Below are 13,855 nucleotides of genomic sequence, written 5' to 3'. Positions count from 1 at the left end.
CGCCGATGGTACCGCGCCGGCCGGCGCAACGTTCCCACAATGTCCGGCGGCCACCATGGAGGTTTGATCGTCCCCCCAGGAGCAGTACCCATGCAAATCGGTTCACGGAAGGCAGCGACGGCAGGCATCACCCTGCTGGGCCTGCTGGCCAGCGGCAGTGTGCTGGCCCAGGCCGCCCCCGGCGAAAGACCCCGCAGCAGCCTGGGGTTGGCCGTGGTGGCACAGAAGTCGCCCTATGCCGGCTATGACACCGACGTGCTGCCTGCACCGGTCATCAACTACGAAGGCAAAAAGTTCCATTTCCGTGGCGGCAGCATCGGCTACACGCTGTTCGACAACGAGAAAACCGAAGTCTCGCTGCTGGCCCAGCCGCACGTGATGCGCTTCAAGCGCAAGGATACCGATGACCTGCAGCTGCGCCAGCTCGACAACCGCAACCTCTCGGCGATGGCCGGCGTGGCCGTGCGCCATACCGCGCCGTGGGGCGTACTGCAGGGCAACGTCCTGGCCGAAGTGAGCGGGCACGGTGGTGGCGTGGCGGCGGACGCCAAATATTCTTACCCGATTCCGACCGGCAAGGTCGTGCTGATTCCCGGCGTGGGCGTGAACTACGCCAGCAGCGCGCTCAACGATTACTACTTCGGCATCAGCGCCGATGAAGCACAGCGCAGCAGCCTGGCCCGTTACAAGGCCGACAGCGGCGTTGCTCCCTACATGGACGTCACCGCGCTGATGCCGCTGGGCGCGCACTGGACCGCCACCGCATCGCTGCGCCGCACCCTGCTTTCCAGCGCGGTGAAGGACAGCCCGATGACCCGGGGCGACCACATGGATACCGCGCTGCTGGCGCTCACTTACGGATTCTGACTATGCGCGAAGGCATCGTACGCCGTGTCGCCAACGTAGCACTGCAGATCGAGCCGGACCGCACCCAGGTACTGCAATGGATCCTGCATGCCCCACTGGCCGCCCTGGGCGGCCACACCACCTTCGAACTGGCCTGCAACGGCCAGGGCGAACGGGTGATTGAACTGCTGCACGGGGTGCTCGCGCAGGCGGGCACCACGCCGCCGCAACTACCGCAGGCCCCCACATGAGCCGACCCTTCCCGATGCTGAGCACCGACGAACCCGCAGACGCACCGGCGCTGGCTGCCGCGCTGGTCACGTTCGACCAGGCGGTACAGTCGCTGATCGAACAGGACCCGGACCGCCACGGGCGGTTTTCCCGTGCCTATGTCACCGCGATTTTCCGTGCATGCCTGCTGCGCCCCGAACCGGGTGCCGGGGTGCCGCGTGGGCGGCCGGATCCGGAAATCGCCCAGGCCCTCAAACGGTGGATCCAGGCCCAGTTGCTGCGCCACCCCGGCGAAGGCGACGACCACCGCCTCACCGCCGCGCGCCGCGCCGCGCACGGCTTCTGGCTGCAGTCCATGGCGTGCCCGATCGACGATGACGGGCAGCCGCGTGCGGCCCGGCTGCTGGAAGGGCTGCTGGCGCTGACCCGCCCGGAGTGATCCGCACGGTTGGGCAGTTTGCGACTTGTTGCGTTGAAAAGCGGGGCCGGCAGGATCACTGTCCGGCTTCCTTTCCAGCGCAGCGGACGCACTGCCCATGCGAGTTCCTTCCGATGTTCCACCGCCCTTCCCACCCCGCATTGAATCGCCCACCCCGCTCACCGACGCGGTCGGCGCCGATGCGCCGGGCTGGCAGGAAGCTGCCGACGCGTTGGATGGGATGACGCCTTCCGCTGCGGACGACAACGACAGCGCGCACGACCAGGAGCAGGAAGAAGGCGGCAGGCGACACGGCCTGCAGTGGCCCGATCCGGAAGAGGAAGACTCCGCCCCGGCACTGGACCCCGAGGCGGCTCGCCGCCCGGAACTGGGCAATGGCTTCTGGGTGCTGCCCGATCCGCGTACGCCCCTGCCGCGCGTGCATGCGCAAAGCCGCAGCCCATTGATCGCCGAACCCTCGCGCCCCTTGTCGACCGATCTTCCCGGCCAGCGCCATGCCCGGCAGGGACGCAATGACAGCGACGACGATACCCGCCGGGAGAAGGACGCTGGCCAGGACGAAGGCCGCGCAAAAGAGTGAGAGCACGTCCTCACGGCGCGTTGCCGGCGCCTCGCTAGGCTGCAGCTGTTTCCCGACGGCAGGTGTGGCGATGCGTGGTGTGATGGCGGTGATGTTGCTGGCGCTGGCCGCGCCCGCGTGGGCGCAGCAGGACGATGCGGAAACACCGGCGTTCGACCGCCCGGGGTTGGGCTTTTCGGCCTCGGTGCTGCCTCAGGGCAGCGCTGCGCTGGAACTGGGCCTGCCCAGCTACGAACGCGACCGCGATGACGACGGCACGCGCACCACCCAGTACGGCACCGACCTGCTGCTGCGCGTGGGCCTGGGCGCCCATCTGGAACTGCAGGCCTTCGGCAGCCCCTGGAACCGCCTGCGCGAAGCGCCGCGCAACGCACCCTCGACCACCACGCGGGGTGCAGGCGACAGCGGTCTTGCGCTGAAGTTCGCGCTTCCCCTCGAATCGGACAAACACGCTGTCGCGCTGCTGGCCAGCACCAGCTTCGACACCGGCTCACGCGACTTCAGCGAAGGCGGCACCCAGTACCAGCTCGGCGCCAGCTACGAGTACACCTTCAACGCCCAGTGGAGCACCGCGCTGTATGCCAATGCCACGCGCGGCGCGGGCGAGGACGAGTTCAGCTGGTCGCCCAGCCTCAGCCTCGCCGTAAGCGACACAGTAAGCACCTACATCGAGGCGGGTTTCACCCACACGAATGGCGAACCTTCCACCTCGGTAGCCGGTGCAGGCGTGACCTGGATGGCAGCCCGCCGGGTGCAGCTGGACGCTTCGTTCGACCTCGGCCTGGACAGCAACAGCCCGGATCTGCAGGCTGGACTGGGGGTGTCGCTCTACTTCGAGTGAACCAAAAAAGCCTGCGCATCGCTGCGCAGGCTCCTTCGGCGGTGTTACACGTTACGGCCCTGGGGTCAGGTCACTTTCTTGGCGACCGTCATGCCCAGCAGGAACAGGATGACGGCGATGATGATGCCGGCCCAGAACAGGAACTTGGCCACGCCAATGGCGGCGCCGCCGATGCCGGCAAAGCCGAGTGCGCCGGCGATGAGACCGATGATGGCGAAGATGATGGCCCACTTGATCATGTTGTTCCTTTGCCCGGAATGCGGGTTGACTGACAGGACTCCACGCTAGCGATTGGCGTGTGCCGCAACAGTGAATGGGGCGCGTGAACCGCGTGAAATCCCTACGTGGATGTGAAGACGCCCGCTACGTATTCAGCGACGCTTGTAGGAATTTTCCGACGAACGGTAGGGAGCAATTCCGAGGCGACCCACGCAAGCCATTGATTTTCAAGCTCGCTCACGAAGCCTCTCATCACCGCACTGAATGTGTGACCGTTGCCTCAATTTCACCGTCTGGTCACAATGCTGACGTCCCACTACGGCCTTACCGCCATGCGCGCATTCGTCACCAAGCAGCATCCCGCCCTGCTCAAGGTCTACTTCGTGGCCTGCTACGTCGTGCTGATTGAAGAAGTGATTCGCGCCGTCAACTGATTGGGCCCGGCAGCGGCATCAGTGGCCCAATGCAGGACGATGGGCAGGCGCTTTGCCGCCACGCTCGCTTCGCTGCAGTTTTTCCAGCGCCTGTTGCAAGGCTGACATCCGGAACGGCTTCTGCAACCCGAAGCGATGCTGGAATGCCAGCGGAAGGCTGGATCTGTCATAGCCGGTAAGGAAGACATACGGAATGCCGCGCGCCTCCAGCGCCTCGGCGATCGGGAACGACTGCTTCCCGCCCAGATTGATGTCCAGCAGCGCCAGGTCAAAGGGCGTCTGCTCCACAAGCCGTAGCGCCGCATCCACGGTGCCCACCGGCCCCACCACTTCGTAGCCCAGCGTCTCCAGCCCGTCCTCGACAAGCATCGCGATGAGCGATTCGTCTTCGACGACCAGGACGCGCGGGCTCACGGGTGCACCTGGACCGCGTCATCGCCGTGCGGTATCGATACCCGATACCGCAGGCCTTCCGGCTCGAACGTCAGCTCCACATCGCTGCCAAGATCGTGCTTGAGGCCGCGTTCGAGCAACCGCGAGCCGAACCCGCGTTGCGCCGGCGGCTGCACCGGCGGGCCATCGCGCTCCTGCCACTCCAGTTCGATCAGGTCCTCCCCATCGACCTGGCGTTGCCCCCACGCCACGCGCACGCGGCCCTCAGGCCCCGAAAGCGCACCATGCTTGACGGCGTTGGTGCCCAGCTCATGCAGCGCCATGGCCAGCGCCAAGGCGCGGCGGGGATCGAGCCGGCAGGGCTCGCCCTGGATATCGAAGCGCCGCCCGCCTTCGCCGTGCAGGTCCGCCGTGGCCTGGACCAGGTCATGGATATCGGCGCTGTGCCAGTTTTCGCGGGTCAGCACATCGTGTGCGCCGGCCAGCGCCAGCAGGCGCTCTTCGATCTTCTCGCCGGCGTCGACGATGTTCTGCGCGTTGCGGAAGGTCTGCCGGGTGATGGACTGCACCATCGCCAGCGAGTTCTTGACCCGGTGGTTGAGCTCGTTGATGAGCAGCTGCAGGTGCTGCTCGTGGCGCTTGCGCTCGGTCACATCGCGGGTGCTGCCGGCAATGGCCTCCACTTCGCCATCGGGGCCTATCACCGGGGTGAAAATGTAGTCGTAGATGCGCACGCCCTCGGTAGCGTGCGGGAACGGCACATCCCCGCGGATGGGCTGCTTGGTGGCAATCACCCGCTCGATCTCCGCGTCGTGCATCGCCGCATGCCAAGGCTCGTAGCCGATCTCCAGGCAGGTCTTGCCCATCGCCTCATCCCAGGTCATGCCCCACATGTTCAGCAGCGCCTTGTTGGCGTAGATGAAGCGATGCTGCAGGTCAAAGACGTAGGACAGATCCGGGGTTGCCTGCAGCAGGGCTTCGTAGATCCGCCATTTGGCGCTGTTGTCTTCCTGATCCTGCAGCACGGGATAGAGCCCTGTTCATTTGGACGAAGCATAGGAGCCACGACGTGAAAGTGGGATCACGTTGGCGCTTTGTGAACGCCCGATTCTAGCGGAGGTTGTTCATCTCCATGGGCTGATACACCAGCCCCAGGTACTCCCCCACCTCGCCCGACACCCGGAACCCATACCGCTGGTAGGCCGGCACCGAGCTCAACGAGGCCCGCACCGTAACGACCTCGCCCCGCGCGCACTCCAGCAGCGCCGTCATCAGCGCCCGCCCAACCCCCTGCCCCTGCCAACCCGGCGCCACGAACAGCGTCGCCACGTGCTGGCCGCCCATCAGCTCGGCCACCCCGATGACCCGCCCGGCGGTCTCGAAGACAAACATGTCGTTGTCGTCGGACATGCGATCGGCGAAGCCGTTCATCGACACGATCCCCGTAAACGTCTCAATCCCCAGCGGCGAGAGCGAGGGCGCCACCGCCTCCATGAAGGACGCCATGCACACCGCACTGGCCTGCTCCAGATCGGTGGCCCGTAGTCGCCGTACTGCCATTGGGGTGTCCTCCATGAAAACCGGTTTGAAACTGACATCTGCATGGTAGCTGGCATTGCGCAGCTCGGATCTAGCGACCCTTTTGTGGGCACGTCCTTAACGAAAGAAATGCTGTTTACGACGTGCTGGCGCAGGCATTCTTTACCAGTGCACAATTCCGCAATCAGACTGTTGACAGCCTTCGAGCGGCACGCGCAGGATCGCCCCGTCGTCGAACAATCGACGACCGGGATTGGCGTCCCGAGCGAAGGCGCACCAGCGCCCATCGACCGATGCACGGCGCTTTTTTTTGCGCCGCTGCATCGGTCGAGGGCGATTGCCTGCCACTTCTACGGCGGGCGGTGCGCGGGGGCCTTAGGCCCACCGGACCTTTGCCCGGCACGCCAACCGCGTACCGTCCGCCACCCTAATTGGCGTTAGGGCGGCGGACCCCAAACTGCAAAGGAATCTAGTCATGAACTCTGACAACCTCGCGGCGCCAACACGCGTCACCGTGCACTTAGCTCATTACTTCGGCGACATTTCCGACTCTCTGGAATGGAACAGCTCGGCGTGGGTCGAACTTGAAGAACGCCTGGCCGCCACCACCCGACCACTTGATTCGCTGACTATCGGCGAGATCATGCAGGCTCTCGCTGAGACCCGCTGCGGAAGCTCCCCGGATGCGGGCAACTTCGTCGAACGCATGATCGGCCAGCACGACCCCTCTCGACACGACCTGTTCCGTGTCATACGCAAGCTGTTTCGCATCTACGATCTGAGGATCATCGAACTGCTGGAGCTGATCGATGTGCTCGAGCGCTGCCCTGGAACGGTTGAGGACATGCCGATAAAGAACCTCCTCGCACTGATCGCCATCGTGGACATCGACGAAGAGCCGCTGGCTCCACCAGAAGCAGACAGCAGCTCCCCCGCAACCACGCACTAAAGCCAACGCACCAACGAAAAAGGCCCGAGACGGGCCTTTTTCGATACCACAGCGCAATGACGCAGCAGTCTCCTTAGCAAGCCTTCCATGTCACCACGAAAGGGGGTTCGGAGCATCCCCAGCCACGCTGGGAAATCATTGCAAAAGCTGCTTGTCGTTTAGCAGCCAGGCCCTCAGCGGATATAGCCTGAAACATCGACCCTGCAGTCACCGCCAGCTCTTTGCCATCTACACAATCGCAAACGCTATCTACAACTCAGTTCCTAACCCTACGGCTCCGGTAAGAGCAAGCCGGCTTGCGCCGAGGGCTATGGGTTCTTTCTGACTTCCACTAATCTCCAACCTCGCGAACACTCAATTGGTTGGTGGATTTGCGGAACGTTTCAGCCTGATGATCTCATTGTTGATCTTCACTACTGCGTCAACGATGTCGCGAACGCGGCAAATCTGATCCTTGACCTCGCCAAGACTCACGTCGGCGTTCATCTGGTAATCCGCGCGAACGCGCGCGTTCCTTGCGGCTATCAGCCTCACAATCAGCTTGCTCTTCAACGGCACCAAGCAACCCAGGTCTACGCCGAGCCTATCGGTACGCCACTCCCTCAACCGCTCGATCATCTCGGCATGAGAGACGTGCATGACATTGGGCGGGCACCGACGGGATGACGGCAGCTGATCAACGAAAGGATGTAGAAAATGGAACGCGGCGTAGTACGACCTGCTGGACGCCGCCCGTAGAGCCACCTCATCGGACTGCCCACAGGCGTGCCTTCTGGCGAAGTCACGAAGATGCTCAGGTGAGATCGGCATCGAGCGCCTCATCGATAGTAGGGATGAACGCTATGCTGGCACCACCACTGAGGATGATGGGAAAGTCGCGTTCAACCAGAAGGTCATAGAAGTCGGATTCTGCGACGCTGGTGACATCGATCACATCATCGACGAGTATCTGAAAATGCATCGACGCAGGGCCATACTCGTGCGGGATGAACGAAGATCTGACCGCCAGCACCTTCAGCTGTCTATCTCGAAGAAACTGGATCGCGCAGCCGACTGGCTCGGACCACGAATCGACATTCAAGCCCTGGGCTGAAAGGTCATCCACTGCGTCCTCCACAGAGAATTTATAGATACTGCTCGGCAAGGACTCTGCGCCTTCGCAGTTGTCTGGGACATCCGCACCTTTTCTGTCTGGAACAGACGCTATACCGAACTCGTGATCAAGAATGGCGCTGCCGCCATCCCCGCCAAGCTCAGCAACACGCTCACGAAGCAGGAAAGCGTCATACAGCAAGCCGACGTACCCAAGCAGACTGATGACAGCCTGCATGGCGGCGAAGTTGCCATCCAACTCCCCCCGAAACTCGACGAAACGCTCCTTCGCCTTGCCGGACTGGCCAGTGACGCACAGCATCGCCAACCAACGGACCTTGAGATTTGAGTTCGCTGGTTGGAGCCGAACGGCGCGCGCGAAGTCTTCATCCGCCGCATCAAACAAACTGCTCATAGCAGACGCATATGCACGCAGTTCCCATGCGCCAGCTGCATCTATCGATGAAAGTTCGTCTGCCCTCTTTCGAAGTCGACGCACCGCAACGCTGTCATTGACACCAGACTTCAGCGCGTCAAACGCTTCATTCAGCGTGTCGTTGAACACAGTGTCGGGAGTGGCGCTGATAGACATGTAAGCGCGTCCAGAAATCAGGGGGCGCAACGGTAGCACTGCGCACTAGCCAGAAAGGTGCGCCCGGTCCCACTGTTCTACTTGGAAGTAATGCACCGGGGACAGAAAGTTCAAACCTTGATCGCGTTATCGAAACTGAGTCCGAAGAACGGGCCCAAACCGACATCTCCGGCAGCTCAGCCGGCAAATTCCAGAAGAATTAGTTGATGCGGCTACCCTGCCCAATCACCCGCCAGCGACCAACTTGTCGGAATCCAACCTTTCATGAAACCCAAGCGCCTGGGCGATCTGGTGTTAAACGCCACCAAAACAAAAAAGGGCCCGCACCAGAAGTGCGAACCCTTGATCGTGTCACCAACAGTGGTCGGGACGGCCGGATTTGAACCGACGACCCTCTGCCCCCCAGGCAGATGCGCTACCAGGCTGCGCTACGCCCCGATGTTGCTGGTGTTGTCCCCGCCTCTCAGCGGGCCGACGAGTATAACCGGTTTGATCGAAAAATGGTTCAGCGACGCAGCAGCTGGAGCACTTCTTCCAGCTCCATCCGCGTCTGCTTGATGATCTGGTTGCTCAGCGCCGATTCGTCGCGCGCGCCGGCACCTTCCAGGCGCAGGCGGGCACCGCCGATGGTGTAGCCCTGTTCGTAGAGCAGGCCGCGGATCTGGCGCACCATCAGCACGTCGTGGCGCTGGTAGTAGCGGCGGTTGCCACGGCGCTTGGCCGGTTCCAGGCTGGGAAATTCGGTTTCCCAGTAGCGCAGCACGTGCGGCTTTACATCGCACAGCTCGCTGACTTCACCAATGGTGAAGTAGCGCTTGGCCGGTATCGGCGGAAGTTCGCGGTTACTGCCCGGATCCAGCATATGCCTCTACCCTTTCCTTGAGCTTCTGGCCCGGACGGAAGGTGACCACCGTACGGGCGGAAATCGGAATTTCCTCGCCGGTTTTCGGGTTGCGGCCCGGGCGCTGGTTCTTGCGCCGCAGGTCGAAGTTGCCGAAGCCGGAAAGCTTCACCTGACGTCCCTGTTCCAACGCTTCACGCAGTACATCGAAGAACGCGTCGACAAATTCCTTGGCTTCGCGCTTGTTCAGACCCACTTCGTCGAACAGCTTTTCGGCCATCTCAGCCTTGGTCAATGCCATTGCCTGCTACCCCCCATGCTGCCCGCTCAACCGCGGATCCGGGCGTGGTGTTCACGCTCCATTGCGGCCACCGCCTCGGTGACCACCGCATCCACGTCGCGGTCCGTCAGAGTGCGCGACTTGTCCTGCAAAATCAAGCCCATAGCGAGACTCTTGAAGCCCGGCTCGACCCCCTGGCCCACGTAGCGGTCGAACAGGGTCACCTGGCGCAGCAGCGGGCCCACGGCCCGGCGCAGGGTGGCTTCCAGGTCGGTCCAGGCGGCGGCTTCGGGCACCAGGAAGGCCAGGTCGCGGCGCACGGAGGGGAAACGGGACAGCTCGGTGGCGCGCGGCAGGCTGCGGGCGGCCAGCGGGGCCAGGTCCAGCTCCAGGCCGAACACGTCCACGTCGATGTCCATGGCCTTGGCCAGGCGCGGGTGGATCTGGCCGATCCAGCCGATGCTGGCGCCATCGCGCAACACCTCGGCCGAGCGCGCCGGGTGGCCGTACGGGCGAGTGGAAGGCACGAAGCTGAGCGCGGCGCCGGAAGCGGCGGCCAGCGATTCCAGGTCGCCCTTGAGGTCATGGAAATCGACCTTGCGGGTGGCCAGGCCCCACTGCTGCGGGGTGGCATCGCCACACACGGCCACGGCCACGCGCTGGGTTTCCAGCGGGGCGGCGCCCTGCCCGGCCTGCGGGTGGAATACCCGGCCCAGTTCGAACAGGCGCACGGTGCCCTGCTGGCGCGCGGCGTTGCGGCCCAGGGTGGTCACAAGGCCCGGCAGCAGTGCCGGGCGCATCACCGCCAGCTCGGCCGACAGCGGGTTGGCCAGCGCCACCACGTTGTCCTGCAGCTGCCACTGGGCCAGCAGGCCGGCGTCGACGAAGGCGTAGTTGATGGTTTCCTGCAGGTCGCGGGCCACCAGCTGGCGGCGCGTGCTCAGGTCGTCCAGGCGGGTTTCGCTGGGCATGGCGATCCGCGCGGCACCGCCCGGCAGGGTGGTGGGAATGCGCTCGTAGCCGTGGATGCGGGCCAGCTCTTCAATCAGGTCTTCTTCGATGGCGATGTCGAAGCGGCGGCTGGGCGCGGTGACCTGCCAGCCCTCGGCGGCGGCGGCCACGTCCATGCCCAGCGCGCGCAGGATGCGCTCCACGTCGGCATCGGCGATCTGGATGCCCAGCACGCGGGCGATGCGCGCACGGCGCAGCCCGATGGTAGCGGTGGCCGGCAGGTCGGCCTCGCGCACGGCTTCGGTGACCGGTGCCGGGGTGCCGCCGGCCAGGTCCAGCACCAGGCGGGTGGCGTATTCGATGGCGGTGCGCGGCAGCGCCGGGTCCACGCCACGCTCGAAGCGGTGGCCGGCGTCGGTGTGCAGGCCCAGCTTGCGGCCACGGCCCATGATGGCGGCCGGTGCGAAGTGCGCCGCTTCCAGGAACACGGCAGTGGTGTCGTCGGTGACGCGGGTGTCGTAACCGCCCATGATGCCGGCCAGGCCCACCGGGCGGTCGGCGTCGGTGATGACCAGGAAGCCGTCGTCCAGCGCGGCGTCGCGGCCGTCCAGCAGCTTCAGGGTTTCCCCTGCGCGCGAGCGGCGCACGGCGATGCTGCCCTGCAGGGTGCCCAGGTCGTAGGCGTGCATCGGCTGGCCCAGTTCCAGCATCACGTACTGGGTGATGTCCACCAGCAGCGACACCGGGCGCACGCCACTGCGGCGCAGGCGCTCGGCCATCCACAGCGGGGTGGCGGCGCGCGGGTTCACGCCTTCGATCACACGGCCGAGGTAACGCGGCGCTTCGGCGCCGGCATCCAGGGCGATGCTCAGTTCGCGGCTGCCCACGGCGGCGATCGGCGCGGCGTTGAACGGCACCACTTCACTGGCGCACGCGGCGGCCACGTCGAAGGCGATGCCGCGCACGCTGAAGCAGTCGGCGCGGTTGGGGGTGAGCTTGATCTCGATGCTGGCGTCGGGCAGGCCCAGGTATTCCACCAGCGACTGGCCCACCGGGGCGTCATCGGGCAGCTCGAACAGGCCCGAGGCGTCGCTGTCCAGGCCGAGTTCCTTGGCCGAGCACAGCATGCCGTTGGAATCCACGCCGCGCAGCTTGGCCGCCTTGATGTTGAAGTCGCCGATCTTCGCGCCGATCATCGCCAGCGGTGCGACCAGGCCCGGGCGCGCGTTGGGCGCGCCGCACACGATCTGCAGCTGCTCGCCCTGCCCGGCATCGACCTGGCAGATCTGCAGGCGGTCGGCTTCAGGGTGGCGCTCGGCGGTAACGATGCGCGCCACCACCACGTGGTCGAGGCTGGCGCCGAGGTCGGTGACCTCTTCAACTTCCAGGCCGATGGCGGTCAGCACCGCGCTCAGCTCGTCGCGCGAGGCGGTGGTGGGAACGTGGCTGCGCAGCCAGTTTTCAGAGAATTTCATGGTGTCACCCTGGTGGGCCCGGCGCAGGCGCCTGGGCCGTGATGAATGTCGTTCGGCGTTACGCGAATTGTTTGAGGAACCGCACGTCGTTCTCGAAGAACGCGCGCAGGTCGTTCACGCCGTAACGCAGCATGGCGAAGCGCTCCACGCCCAGGCCGAAGGCGAAGCCGGTGTAACGCTCCGGGTCGATGCCCACGTTGCGCAGCACGTTGGGGTGGACCATGCCGCAGCCGAGCACTTCCAGCCAGCGGGTGCTGCCATCGGGCTGCTGCCAGGCGATATCCACTTCCGCACCCGGTTCCACGAACGGGAAGTAGCTGGGGCGGAAGCGCATTTCGAAATCGCGTTCGAAGAATGCGCGCACGAACTCGGACAAGGTGCCCTTGAGGTCGGCGAAGGTTGAATGCTCATCCACCAGCAGGCCTTCCACCTGGTGGAACATCGGCGAATGGGTCTGGTCGCTGTCGCTGCGGTACACCTTGCCGGCCGCGATCATGCGCAGCGGCGGTGCGTGGTCGCCCATGTAGCGCACCTGCACACCGGAGGTATGCGTGCGCAGCAGGCGGCCATCGCCGAAGTAGAAGGTGTCGTGCATGGCACGCGCCGGGTGGTGCGGCGGGAAGTTCAGGGCTTCGAAGTTGTGCCAGTCGTCTTCGATTTCCGGGCCTTCGGAGAGCTCGTAACCGAGGCGGCCGAAGATTTCGGTGATGCGCTCCAAGGTACGGGTCACCGGGTGCAGGCCACCGCGTTCGGCGCGGCGCCCCGGCAGGGTGATGTCGATCGCTTCGGCCGCCAGGCGCGCGTCGAGCGCGGCGTTCTCCAGCACGGCCTTGCGTTCGCCCAGCGCGCTGGTCAGCGCGTCACGGGCCTGGTTGATGGCTTCGCCGGCGGCCTTGCGCTCGTCGGCCGGCAGCGCACCCAGCTGCTTGAGCTGTGCGGTGATGCTGCCGCTCTTGCCGAGCAGCGCCACGCGCAGGGCTTCCAGCGCATCGGGGCTCTGGGCGGCGGCCACGTCGGCCAGCGCCTGGGTGGTCAGGGATTGGATGTCACTCATGGATAGCCTGGACCTCGCGTCGGTATGCCTTCGCGATGCGCGCCGGGCCGACCCCCGTCGCCACCGCTGTCGGGGCGGCACCCGGTTGGGCTGCCGCCGCCACAAAAAAGAATGGGGAAGGACTTGCGCCCTTCCCCATGCATTGCCTTACCCGCAGCCGTTGCGTTTGCACGGCAACGGCGGGGAATGGACTTATGCCGCCAGTGCGCCCTTGGCCTTTTCGGCCAGTGCTGCAAAACCAGCTGCGTCGTGCACGGCGATATCGGCCAGGACCTTGCGGTCCAGGGTGATACCCGCCTTCAGCAGGCCGTTCATGAAACGGCTGTAGCTCAGACCATTGATGCGGGCAGCCGCGTTGATGCGGGTGATCCACAGCGAACGGAAATTACGCTTCTTCTGCTTACGACCGATGTAGGCGTACTGCTGGGCCTTGATGACGGCCTGCTTGGCAACGCGGAACACCTTGCGGCGGGCGTTGTAGTAGCCCTTGGCCAGGGTCAGAATTTTCTTGTGGCGGCGACGCGCCTGTACGCCACGCTTTACTCGTGCCATGGGTCAGTCCTCAGAGGTAGGGAAGCATACGGTTCAAACGGCCTGCGTCTTCTGCACGAACATGGTTCGTCTGACGCAGATTGCGCTTCCGCTTGGTCGACTTCTTCGTGAGGATGTGGCTACGGTTGGCGTGGCCAGCCTTGAACTTACCGGAGGCGGTCTTGCGGAAACGCTTGGCCGCCGCCCGGTTGGTCTTGATCTTGGGCATTGCAATGTCCTTGATGATGTTTTGTCACTGACCAGGGCGGTGGCATTGCCACACTTTCCGTCCGTGCCCTTGCCTGCTTGTAAGCCCGGGATCCCCACTGGGAACCAGGCCGGTCCTGTTGCCGTTGAAAAGCTTGAAACCGTTCAAAACAGCAGCCCCGCGAAAAAACGGGGTCGCCCATTATGCATGGGAACTGTGACGGTTGCAAACCTTTGATTGGGCGGGGTTTGCCGGAAACGGCCCAACCTGAACGCCGCGCGGCGTGGCCGCGCGCGGTTCGGGTCCGCGAAGCCACGCAGGGCGTGGCTCTACGCGCTGCACCCGTATTTATTATTCGGG

General features: G+C 64.5%; 19 protein-coding genes and 1 tRNA gene. 7 read left to right on the top strand and 13 right to left on the bottom strand.

Annotated features, from left to right (window positions below; all coding sequences use genetic code 11):
* Nucleotides 1–90: 90 nt before the first annotated feature.
* The 5 genes from QMX79_RS01350 to QMX79_RS01330 all read left to right on the top strand — a co-directional run bounded on the left by QMX79_RS01350 (nucleotide 91) and on the right by QMX79_RS01330 (nucleotide 2,937).
* The gene (locus QMX79_RS01350; protein ID WP_282243597.1) at nucleotides 91–867 is read left to right on the top strand and encodes a MipA/OmpV family protein; all 777 of its coding nucleotides are present in this window, start codon (nucleotides 91–93) and stop codon (nucleotides 865–867) included.
* A gap of 2 nt (nucleotides 868–869) precedes the next feature.
* Entirely contained in the window at nucleotides 870–1,097 is a 228-nt protein-coding gene (locus tag QMX79_RS01345; RefSeq protein ID WP_068853336.1) for a hypothetical protein, read from the top strand.
* Nucleotides 1,094–1,516 (top strand): hypothetical protein, encoded by a 423-nt coding sequence (locus QMX79_RS01340; RefSeq protein ID WP_282243594.1) that lies wholly within the window; start codon nucleotides 1,094–1,096, stop codon nucleotides 1,514–1,516. Before QMX79_RS01345 ends, QMX79_RS01340 begins: the two co-directional genes overlap by 4 nt.
* Nucleotides 1,517–1,613: 97 nt before the next feature.
* A complete protein-coding gene (locus QMX79_RS01335) occupies nucleotides 1,614–2,096 on the top strand; it encodes a hypothetical protein (protein WP_282243593.1) in 483 nt (160 codons plus the stop codon).
* 70 nt (nucleotides 2,097–2,166) lie between these two features.
* On the top strand, nucleotides 2,167–2,937 hold the full coding sequence (locus QMX79_RS01330) for a transporter (protein WP_282243591.1): 771 nt from the start codon (nucleotides 2,167–2,169) through the stop codon (nucleotides 2,935–2,937).
* A gap of 65 nt (nucleotides 2,938–3,002) precedes the next feature.
* Here the strand turns inward: QMX79_RS01330 and QMX79_RS01325 are convergent, their stop codons facing one another.
* Nucleotides 3,003–3,176, bottom strand: a complete 174-nt coding sequence (locus QMX79_RS01325) for a DUF1328 domain-containing protein (RefSeq protein WP_068853344.1) — start codon at nucleotides 3,174–3,176, stop codon at nucleotides 3,003–3,005.
* Nucleotides 3,177–3,458: 282 nt separating this feature from the next.
* Between QMX79_RS01325 and QMX79_RS01320 the strand changes: the two genes are divergently transcribed.
* Nucleotides 3,459–3,590: a hypothetical protein gene (locus QMX79_RS01320; protein ID WP_282243590.1), complete on the top strand. Its 132-nt coding sequence runs from the start codon at nucleotides 3,459–3,461 to the stop codon at nucleotides 3,588–3,590.
* 18 nt (nucleotides 3,591–3,608) lie between these two features.
* On the opposite strand, the gene QMX79_RS01315 is transcribed toward QMX79_RS01320, so the two are convergent.
* From QMX79_RS01315 to QMX79_RS01305, 3 genes are all read right to left on the bottom strand, one after another.
* Nucleotides 3,609–4,004 (bottom strand): response regulator, encoded by a 396-nt coding sequence (locus tag QMX79_RS01315; protein ID WP_282243589.1) that lies wholly within the window; start codon nucleotides 4,002–4,004, stop codon nucleotides 3,609–3,611.
* On the bottom strand, nucleotides 4,001–5,005 hold the full coding sequence (locus tag QMX79_RS01310) for an HWE histidine kinase domain-containing protein (protein ID WP_282243761.1): 1,005 nt from the start codon (nucleotides 5,003–5,005) through the stop codon (nucleotides 4,001–4,003). Before QMX79_RS01310 ends, QMX79_RS01315 begins: the two co-directional genes overlap by 4 nt.
* Nucleotides 5,006–5,093: 88 nt before the next feature.
* A complete protein-coding gene (locus QMX79_RS01305) occupies nucleotides 5,094–5,558 on the bottom strand; it encodes a GNAT family N-acetyltransferase (RefSeq protein ID WP_282243587.1) in 465 nt (154 codons plus the stop codon).
* A 439-nt stretch (nucleotides 5,559–5,997) separates the two neighbouring features.
* On the opposite strand from QMX79_RS01305, the gene QMX79_RS01300 reads away from it, so the two are divergent.
* The gene (locus tag QMX79_RS01300) at nucleotides 5,998–6,471 is read left to right on the top strand and encodes a hypothetical protein (protein WP_282243585.1); all 474 of its coding nucleotides are present in this window, start codon (nucleotides 5,998–6,000) and stop codon (nucleotides 6,469–6,471) included.
* 354 nt (nucleotides 6,472–6,825) lie between these two features.
* On the opposite strand, the gene QMX79_RS01295 is transcribed toward QMX79_RS01300, so the two are convergent.
* The 9 genes from QMX79_RS01295 to rpmI form a co-directional block, all read right to left on the bottom strand.
* Nucleotides 6,826–7,281: a hypothetical protein gene (locus QMX79_RS01295; protein WP_282243584.1), complete on the bottom strand. Its 456-nt coding sequence runs from the start codon at nucleotides 7,279–7,281 to the stop codon at nucleotides 6,826–6,828.
* Nucleotides 7,265–8,155: a hypothetical protein gene (locus tag QMX79_RS01290; RefSeq protein WP_282243582.1), complete on the bottom strand. Its 891-nt coding sequence runs from the start codon at nucleotides 8,153–8,155 to the stop codon at nucleotides 7,265–7,267. Before QMX79_RS01290 ends, QMX79_RS01295 begins: the two co-directional genes overlap by 17 nt.
* A gap of 361 nt (nucleotides 8,156–8,516) precedes the next feature.
* Nucleotides 8,517–8,593: transfer RNA gene (locus QMX79_RS01285), tRNA-Pro, on the bottom strand.
* 67 nt (nucleotides 8,594–8,660) lie between these two features.
* Entirely contained in the window at nucleotides 8,661–9,017 is a 357-nt protein-coding gene (locus tag QMX79_RS01280) for a MerR family transcriptional regulator (RefSeq protein WP_068853353.1), read from the bottom strand.
* Nucleotides 8,998–9,297 (bottom strand): integration host factor subunit alpha, encoded by a 300-nt coding sequence (locus QMX79_RS01275; RefSeq protein WP_005410432.1) that lies wholly within the window; start codon nucleotides 9,295–9,297, stop codon nucleotides 8,998–9,000. The genes QMX79_RS01280 and QMX79_RS01275 overlap by 20 nt, the downstream gene beginning before the upstream one ends.
* Nucleotides 9,298–9,323: 26 nt before the next feature.
* Nucleotides 9,324–11,702, bottom strand: a complete 2,379-nt coding sequence (gene pheT, locus QMX79_RS01270) for a phenylalanine--tRNA ligase subunit beta (RefSeq protein WP_282243573.1) — start codon at nucleotides 11,700–11,702, stop codon at nucleotides 9,324–9,326.
* A 58-nt stretch (nucleotides 11,703–11,760) separates the two neighbouring features.
* Nucleotides 11,761–12,756, bottom strand: a complete 996-nt coding sequence (locus tag QMX79_RS01265) for a phenylalanine--tRNA ligase subunit alpha (RefSeq protein ID WP_282243572.1) — start codon at nucleotides 12,754–12,756, stop codon at nucleotides 11,761–11,763.
* A 192-nt stretch (nucleotides 12,757–12,948) separates the two neighbouring features.
* Nucleotides 12,949–13,308 (bottom strand): 50S ribosomal protein L20, encoded by a 360-nt coding sequence (gene rplT, locus QMX79_RS01260; RefSeq protein ID WP_003484828.1) that lies wholly within the window; start codon nucleotides 13,306–13,308, stop codon nucleotides 12,949–12,951.
* A gap of 10 nt (nucleotides 13,309–13,318) precedes the next feature.
* A complete protein-coding gene (gene rpmI, locus QMX79_RS01255; protein ID WP_017355265.1) occupies nucleotides 13,319–13,516 on the bottom strand; it encodes a 50S ribosomal protein L35 in 198 nt (65 codons plus the stop codon).
* Between the last annotated feature and the right edge of the window lie 339 nt (nucleotides 13,517–13,855).

Origin of the sequence: Stenotrophomonas sp. PS02300 (genome assembly GCF_029959395.1) — a bacterium.
In the GTDB taxonomy this organism is placed as follows: domain Bacteria; phylum Pseudomonadota; class Gammaproteobacteria; order Xanthomonadales; family Xanthomonadaceae; genus Stenotrophomonas; species Stenotrophomonas maltophilia_AD.
Note: the sequence above shows the minus strand (reverse complement) of the source record. Positions and strands in the feature narration are given on the sequence as shown.

Coding starts and splice junctions, on each gene's coding strand:
- QMX79_RS01295 (WP_282243584.1), bottom strand. CDS start 7,281: ATGCCGATCTCACCTGAGCATCTTCGTGACTTCGCCAGAAGGCACGCC.
- QMX79_RS01305 (WP_282243587.1), bottom strand. CDS start 5,558: ATGGAGGACACCCCAATGGCAGTACGGCGACTACGGGCCACCGATCTG.
- QMX79_RS01265 (WP_282243572.1), bottom strand. CDS start 12,756: ATGAGTGACATCCAATCCCTGACCACCCAGGCGCTGGCCGACGTGGCC.
- QMX79_RS01325 (WP_068853344.1), bottom strand. CDS start 3,176: ATGATCAAGTGGGCCATCATCTTCGCCATCATCGGTCTCATCGCCGGC.
- rplT (WP_003484828.1), bottom strand. CDS start 13,308: ATGGCACGAGTAAAGCGTGGCGTACAGGCGCGTCGCCGCCACAAGAAA.
- QMX79_RS01300 (WP_282243585.1), top strand. CDS start 5,998: ATGAACTCTGACAACCTCGCGGCGCCAACACGCGTCACCGTGCACTTA.
- QMX79_RS01340 (WP_282243594.1), top strand. CDS start 1,094: ATGAGCCGACCCTTCCCGATGCTGAGCACCGACGAACCCGCAGACGCA.
- QMX79_RS01330 (WP_282243591.1), top strand. CDS start 2,167: ATGCGTGGTGTGATGGCGGTGATGTTGCTGGCGCTGGCCGCGCCCGCG.
- QMX79_RS01290 (WP_282243582.1), bottom strand. CDS start 8,155: ATGTCTATCAGCGCCACTCCCGACACTGTGTTCAACGACACGCTGAAT.
- rpmI (WP_017355265.1), bottom strand. CDS start 13,516: ATGCCCAAGATCAAGACCAACCGGGCGGCGGCCAAGCGTTTCCGCAAG.
- QMX79_RS01275 (WP_005410432.1), bottom strand. CDS start 9,297: ATGGCATTGACCAAGGCTGAGATGGCCGAAAAGCTGTTCGACGAAGTG.
- QMX79_RS01350 (WP_282243597.1), top strand. CDS start 91: ATGCAAATCGGTTCACGGAAGGCAGCGACGGCAGGCATCACCCTGCTG.
- QMX79_RS01280 (WP_068853353.1), bottom strand. CDS start 9,017: ATGCTGGATCCGGGCAGTAACCGCGAACTTCCGCCGATACCGGCCAAG.
- QMX79_RS01335 (WP_282243593.1), top strand. CDS start 1,614: ATGCGAGTTCCTTCCGATGTTCCACCGCCCTTCCCACCCCGCATTGAA.
- QMX79_RS01345 (WP_068853336.1), top strand. CDS start 870: ATGCGCGAAGGCATCGTACGCCGTGTCGCCAACGTAGCACTGCAGATC.
- QMX79_RS01320 (WP_282243590.1), top strand. CDS start 3,459: ATGCTGACGTCCCACTACGGCCTTACCGCCATGCGCGCATTCGTCACC.
- pheT (WP_282243573.1), bottom strand. CDS start 11,702: ATGAAATTCTCTGAAAACTGGCTGCGCAGCCACGTTCCCACCACCGCC.